This window comes from Halomonas sp. BC2 (assembly GCF_002078115.1).
In the GTDB taxonomy this organism is placed as follows: domain Bacteria; phylum Pseudomonadota; class Gammaproteobacteria; order Pseudomonadales; family Halomonadaceae; genus Vreelandella; species Vreelandella stevensii.
This window is the reverse complement of record NZ_LFGT01000002.1, coordinates 83,828-90,475: the sequence shown is the minus strand read 5'-3', so window position 1 is coordinate 90,475 and position 6,648 is coordinate 83,828. Positions and strand designations below refer to the sequence as shown.

Below are 6,648 nucleotides of genomic sequence, written 5' to 3'. Positions count from 1 at the left end.
GCCCGCTGGAAGAGCACCAGTGCTGGCAGCCTGCGCTGTGGCGCATCCTGCGTGACGATGTGGCCGCCACCCAAGGCGATGCCGGGCTGAACAGCAGCCGCGCCCAGGTACACCAGCGCTTTTTGAAGGCCACCGAACAGCTGGAAGGCCAGGCCTGCCCGCCAGGGCTGCCCCGGCGGCTGATCATTTTCGGTATTTCGTCGCTGCCTCAGCAAACCCTGGAAGCCCTGGCGGCGCTCTCCCGCTGCTGCCAGATCGTGCTGTGTGTGCACAACCCCTGCCAGTTCTACTGGGCGGACATCATCGAACACAAAGACCTGCTGCGCGCCCAGCGCTATCGCCAGCGGCGCAAGACCGGTATGCCCGACACGCTGGACGTACTGGGCACCGGCGATGCCGATGATGCCCTGCACCTGCACGCCCAGCCGCTGCTGGCCGCTTGGGGCAAGCAGGGCCGCGACTATCTGCGCCTACTCGATGAGCACGACGACGCGGGCAACTACCAAACGCTTTTCGAGCAGCAGGCGCTGCGCATCGATATGTTCGAGCCGTTCAGCGGCGAGGAGCGCCACTGCCTGCTCAGCCAGCTGCAAGACGATATCCGCGAGCTGCGCCCGGTGGCAGAAACCCAAGGCCAGTGGCCAGCGCTGCCCGCCACCGATGACTCCATCGTGTTTCATATTGCCCACGGCCCCCAGCGGGAAGTGGAGATTCTTCACGACCAGCTGCTGGCCGCCTTCAGCGCCGACCCCGCCCTGCGTCCGCGCGATATCATCGTCATGGTGCCGGACATCGACCGCTACGCCCCGCACATCGAAGCGGTATTTGGCCAGCTGCCCACGGACGACCCGCGGCATATACCCTACACGCTCTCGGACCAGGCCAGCCGTCACCGCCTGCCGCTGATGATCGCGCTGGAAAAACTGCTGCGGCTGCCAGAGCTGCGCCTGACGGTCAGCGATGTGCTCGACCTGCTGGAAGTGCCCGCCCTGCGCCAGCGCTTTGGCCTGGAAGAGCGCGACCTGCCGGTGCTGGAGCGCTGGATGGAAGGCGCGGGCATCCGCTGGGGGCTGAACGCCCAGCAGCGCCAGCGGCTGGAGCTGCCCGGCGGGCTAAGCCAGAACACCTGGGCCTTCGGCCTGCGCCGCCTGCTGCTGGGCTACACCGTGGGCGACGGGCACGCCTGGCAAGGCATCGAGCCGTTCGATGATATTGGCGGCTTGGAAGCGGGCCTGGCAGGGCCGTTGGCCACGCTGCTGGAGAAGCTCGACGCCACCCGGGAAACCTTCTGCCAACCCACCGATGCCGCCACCTGGGTCGCGCGGCTGCGGGCACTGCTGGAAACCTTCTTCCTCACCGACGATGCCCAGGAAAGCATCATGCTCACCAAGCTGGAAAACGGCTTGCAGCAGATGCTGGAAAGCAGCCAGGAGGCGGAACTCAACGACCCGCTGCCGCTCTCCATGGTGCGCGAACACTGGCTGGCACACATCGATGAACACAGCCTTTCCCAGCGCTTTTTGGCCGGGGCGGTCAACTTCGCCACCCTGATGCCCATGCGTGCCATCCCCTTCAAACGGGTGTGCCTGCTGGGCATGAACGACGGCGACTACCCCCGCTCCCAGCCACCGCTGGATTTCGACCTGATGGGCAGCGACTACCGTCCCGGCGACCGCTCCCGCCGGGAAGACGACCGCTACCTGTTTCTCGAAGCGCTGCTCTCCGCCCGGGACCAGCTCTACATCAGTTGGATGGGCCGCAGCCAGATCGACAACTCCCCGCTGCCCCCCTCGGTACTGGTGGGCCAACTGCGCGACCACCTGGAGGCTGGCTGGCAAACGCACACCGGCGCGCCGCTGCTGGAAAGCCTCACCACCGAACACCCGCTGCAGCCGTTCAGCCGCGCTTACTTCAACCACCCGGCGGGCCGCCTGTTCACCTACGCCCACGAATGGCGGGAAGTGCACGCCCCCCGCACGCCGCACGCGGTGGAGCGCATGCTACCCGCGCCGGAAAACGCCCCAACCAGCCTCTCGCTGGCGCAGTTGGGCGGTTTTCTGCGCGAGCCGGTGCGCAGCTTCTTCAATACCCGGCTGGGGGTCTATTTCGAGCAAGAGGCAATCGCCGAGCTGGACGCCGAGCCCTTCGCGCTGGATGGCCTGCAAAACTGGCAGCTTCAGGACCAGCTGATTGCCGCCCAGCGCCACGCGGTGGACCACGGCCAGTCGCGTATCGAGGCGCTGCACGACGCGTTGGAGCGCTTTCAAGGCCAAGGGGTACTGGCCATGGGTGCCTTCGGCGAGCGCATGCGCGATGCCCTCGCCGACCCCATGGAAGAGTTGTTCAACGCCTACGAAGAAGCGCTCACGGCGTGGCCGCACGCGCTACCAGACGCACAGGTGCAGTTCGAGGCCCACGGCCTCACGCTGGAAGAACCCCTGGGCGAGCTGCGCCAGGATGAGGCAGGCCAGCGCTGCCGCCTGCTGCTGCTCAGCAGCAGCCTGATTAGCCAGGGCAGCGGGCGCGGCCAGTACCGCTGGAGCCACCTGCTGCGCCCCTGGGTCGCCCACCTGGCAGGCAACCTCAGCGGCCCGATGACCACCCTGCTACTTTCCAAAGCCGGGCATGTAACGCTGGAACCCGTAGCCGCCGACACCGCCCGCCAGCACCTGGAAGCCCAGCTCGCCGCCTGGCAAGCGGGCCTGCAAACCCCGCTGCCGCTGGCCCCACAGGCCGGTTTTGCCTGGCTGGCCAAGCAAGGCACGCCGGAATAGCGCAGGAGAAAAGCCGAGACAGCGACGCCTTTGCTGCCGCCGAAGCCGCCTATGAAGGAGGTTACAAGGTCACCGGCGAAGCCGCGCAAAGCGCGTATTTAAGCCACCAGTGGCCCCGCTTCGAGCGGCTGTTTTTCGAGCAGGCCAACGGGCACACTTTTGCCACATTGGTGGATGCGCTCTACGCGCCGCTTCATCAGGCCGTCAAAGGGTAAACCAGCAAGGGGTTACACCGCGTCGAGCGTTTCCACATCGAACGCCACAATCTGGCGTTTGGCGCTGGAGAACTCGACGCCGATCAGGTGTATGGGCTTGCCAGAGGCACGGTACTTGTCGGCGTACCCCTTCTGCTTGATTTGCGCCAGCGCCTGACCTTCCGGCAGCTGCTCCACCACTTTGAACTCGAACAGGTAGATACGCCCGCCAAAGTTCACGCTCATATCCACCTTGCCGTGGTGGCTGGCATCTTCCACCGTTACATCCAGCCCCAGGGCCGCGAAGTGGCTGTAGAAGATGCTGGCATAGACCTTCGAGACAGTATGTCCTTCGTAGCGAGCAATCGGGTTGTTGCGGTACCAGTCATGGGGCAGCCCGGCATAGAGTGCCTTTAGGTGCGCTTCCAGCCCAACCAGGTCATGCTGGCTTAAATGGCGGAACAACGTCCTGCGTTCACGCGGGGCGTTTTCAACCCCCAGCGACGGCAGCAAGGCGTGGTTGAGGCTGGTTTCCACCTCACGGTTAGGGAAGCCCAGCGTGTACTGCCGGTATCCCAGCAGCGGCTCCTCTACCTGCTGGATGGTCAGGTAGCCGGTTTGAAACAGCAGGCCTTCGGTGCTGATCTGATCCACATCAAATTGGCTGAGCAGTTCATACTCGGTTTCCCAGTGATCCAATGAGGGCGTAAATACCCCCCGCTGCTTGAGAATATCGACCAGAAACGTCGGCGTGGCAGACTCGAACCAGTACGGCGCGAACTCGCGCTTTTGAAACAGCAGCAGCACATCAAACGGGTTGTAGACAGACACCACCTCACGCCCACCCCAGCGGTAGCCGTTGTACCACTGACGAATGGCCTCACGATCCAAACCGGGTAATTCCGGTGCGAACACCGTATCGATGTCTTCGTCGGTATAGCCGCAAAGCGTGCTGAAAGGGTCGTCAAGGGTGATATCGTTGAGGTTGTTCAACCCCGAAAACAAGCTCACCTTACTGAACTTGGAAACCCCGGTGAGCAGCACGAAGTGCAAATGAGGGTCGGCATCTTTCAGCACGCTGTAGAGGTTCTTCAGCCCTTCGCGCAGCTCCCGAGCGCGCTCAGGTTGCAGAATGTTATCCAGAATCGGCTTATCGTATTCATCGATCAGAATCACCACGGGTTGGCCGTATTCGCGGTGAGCTACATCGATAAGCTCAGCAAAGGCGTCTGGAATGTCTGCATAGCTTATCGCTGGGAGGCCTAATCTTTCGCTATTTTTAGCGAGCTGATAATGGATCCGACGATCCAGCTCACCACGGTCTTGAGTAACACCATTAGCAAAGCTGATACGAATGACCGGGTAACGCTGTTGCCAGTCCCACCTGTCGTGAATATGGAGCCCCTCGAACAGCGCCTGGCGGCCCTCGAACAGGCAGCGCAGCGTATCCAGCAACAGGCTTTTGCCGAAGCGGCGCGGCCGCGAGAGAAAGTAGTATTTGTTCTGGTTGACCAGGCGCTCGATATGCGGCGTTTTATCCACGTAATAATAGTCGCCCTCGCGGATATCCGAGAACGTCTGAATCCCGATGGGGAGCTTACGGCGATGGGCATCCTGCACGGCGGCCTCCAGAACACAAAGTGCGATACCACGAGCAGTTTAGCATGCGGCTGATTCAAGCAGCAGGCGCGAATGCGCGCCACGATGTCAGGGGTAAGCGCACCGGAGCAGTTGGCAGCGATACCTCACACCCTGCCCTCTTTTGCCCTAACTTGCGGGCAGTTGAGCGACTATCCGCCATCGGCAATAGAGTGCTAACCTTTAAAACATTAGCGTTCAGCGAGGAGCAGACCCCATGCGTCTTTCTCAATCACAGCGTGAGCTTATTCTGGCAGCCGTCCGTGAGTTTGCTGGGCCTTCGGTGGCCGTGCATGTATTCGGCTCGCGACTAGACGATGGTAAGCGAGGCGGCGATGTCGATTTACTGCTTATCTCACCCACCGCTATTTCGCTACTTGCCTGCGCTGAACTCAAAATGGCGCTTGAACAGCGCCTCCAGCTACCGTTCGATCTCGTGACCTACGTTAAAACAGCGGAACCCACCCCGTTTCAAGCCATGGCGCTCGCACAGTCACGCCCAATAACGCTCGAGGAGGCGGCATGAGCCAGGATGTCCTTAGCGAACAGCAACGTTATCTGTCGCAGCTGCTTGAAGCCATCCAGCGTTGCGCTTGGTTTCTTCACCAGTCACGCAAAAAAGTCACATGGCCTTTGGACGGTGATTGGTTAGCCGACCATAAAAAGACGTCGACCTTTTTGAAACCCTGGCCGCTATCAATGAGCGCTTTGCCAAACTCCAGGACTCCATTGCGTCTGCCATGAGGCACAGCGCTCTGTTGGCAGGTGAATCGACTGACAGCTTTCTCAAAGTCCTTTCGCTGTTTGAAAAACAAGGCGTCGTGGACGCCACCAGCGACTGGCAGCGTTGTCGTGCCATTCGCAATATTGCCGCTCATGATTACTCGACGCACTACGCACAAATAGCAGAGCACTTTAACCTGTTGAACGAACTTTCTGACGTTCTTCTCATGACGTCAAAAAGACTCGTGACATGGAGCGCTGAACAATTAGGGATTTTTCCAGCCACCCAAGACTTCTCCAGCGAGTTCGATAGCGTCTTTCAAACCAGCCTCTAACGCTGCTTTGCTCTTTTGCCCAGCACCCGGCGACGCGATATAGTGCCGGTGCCTTGGGTCACCCACCCAAGGCGCTTTGCTTTCCGCCTGCCGTGATGTTCGGAGAAGAAGAATGAGCCAGCCCGCCCCGCTGAACCCGCTGACGCTGCCGCTTCACGGCAGCCGTTTGATCGAAGCCAGCGCGGGCACGGGGAAAACCTTCACCATCGCGCTGCTTTACGTGCGCCTGGTGCTGGGCGGGCAGCACGGCGAGGACGACACCGCCTTCGTGCGCCCGCTCACCCCGCCGGAAATTCTGGTGGTCACGTTCACCAACGCCGCCACCCAGGAACTGCGCGAACGTATTCGTCATCGGCTGGTGGAGGCGGCTGCCGTATTTCGTGATCAGGGTGAAGACTCTCTTCTTCTGGCGCTGCGCAGCCAGTACCCCGAGGCCACCTGGCCCGCCTGCGCTCGCCGCCTGGAGCTGGCCGCCGAGTGGATGGACGAAGCCGCGGTTTCCACCATCCACAGTTGGTGCTACCGCATGCTGCGGGAACACGCCTTCGATAGCGGCAGCCTGTTCTCGCTCAACCTGGAAAACGACCAGCATGAACTGGAGCAAGAAGTGGTGCGCGATTACTGGCGCACCTTCTACTACCCGCTGGACGCCGAAGCGCTGGGCAGCATCACCGGCTACTGGAAATCCCCCGACCACCTGCATCAGGACGTGCGCAAGCTGCTCCACGAAAGCGACGCACTGGGCGCGCTACGCCCCGAGCCAACCCACACGCTGAGCACAGCCGCCGCCGAGCGCAGCGCCCTGCTCAGCACGCTAAAAGCCCCTTGGCCCGAATGGTTGGACGACCTGGTGCCCGCGCTGGAAGACGCCGCCCAGCGCAAAGCCTTCAAAGGCCAAAGCTTCAACGCCAAAAGCCGCGTCAACTGGCTAGGCGCACTGCGGGAGTGGAGCGACAGCGACCAGGAACGCCCTGCGCTCACCCC

5 protein-coding genes and 1 pseudogene are annotated in these 6,648 nt (G+C 61.8%); 5 read left to right on the top strand and 1 reads right to left on the bottom strand.

From position 1 onward, the window contains the following. A pseudogene (gene recC, locus B7L71_RS00950) lies at nt 1-2,989 on the top strand (exodeoxyribonuclease V subunit gamma); the annotation flags it as partial. A 12-nt stretch (nt 2,990-3,001) separates the two neighbouring features. Here the strand turns inward: recC and B7L71_RS00945 are convergent. After that, entirely contained in the window at nt 3,002-4,588 is a 1,587-nt protein-coding gene (locus tag B7L71_RS00945; RefSeq protein ID WP_081135270.1) for an ATP-binding protein, read from the bottom strand. Between the two features lie 235 nt (nt 4,589-4,823). Here B7L71_RS00945 and B7L71_RS00940 point away from each other — a divergent pair, with 235 nt between their 5' ends. From B7L71_RS00940 to B7L71_RS00930, 4 genes are all read left to right on the top strand, one after another. Next, nucleotides 4,824-5,132, top strand: coding sequence for a nucleotidyltransferase domain-containing protein (locus B7L71_RS00940; RefSeq protein WP_016916513.1), 309 nt, complete (start codon nt 4,824-4,826; stop codon nt 5,130-5,132). Beyond that, a complete protein-coding gene (locus B7L71_RS17500; protein WP_249273142.1) occupies nt 5,129-5,350 on the top strand; it encodes a hypothetical protein in 222 nt (73 codons plus the stop codon). Before B7L71_RS00940 ends, B7L71_RS17500 begins: the two co-directional genes overlap by 4 nt. Continuing rightward, the gene (locus B7L71_RS17495; RefSeq protein WP_249273141.1) at nt 5,347-5,664 is read left to right on the top strand and encodes a hypothetical protein; all 318 of its coding nucleotides are present in this window, start codon (nt 5,347-5,349) and stop codon (nt 5,662-5,664) included. The genes B7L71_RS17500 and B7L71_RS17495 overlap by 4 nt, the downstream gene beginning before the upstream one ends. A gap of 112 nt (nt 5,665-5,776) precedes the next feature. Further along, on the top strand, nt 5,777-6,648 hold an 872-nt coding region (locus B7L71_RS00930), incomplete at its 3' end, for a UvrD-helicase domain-containing protein (protein ID WP_170919412.1).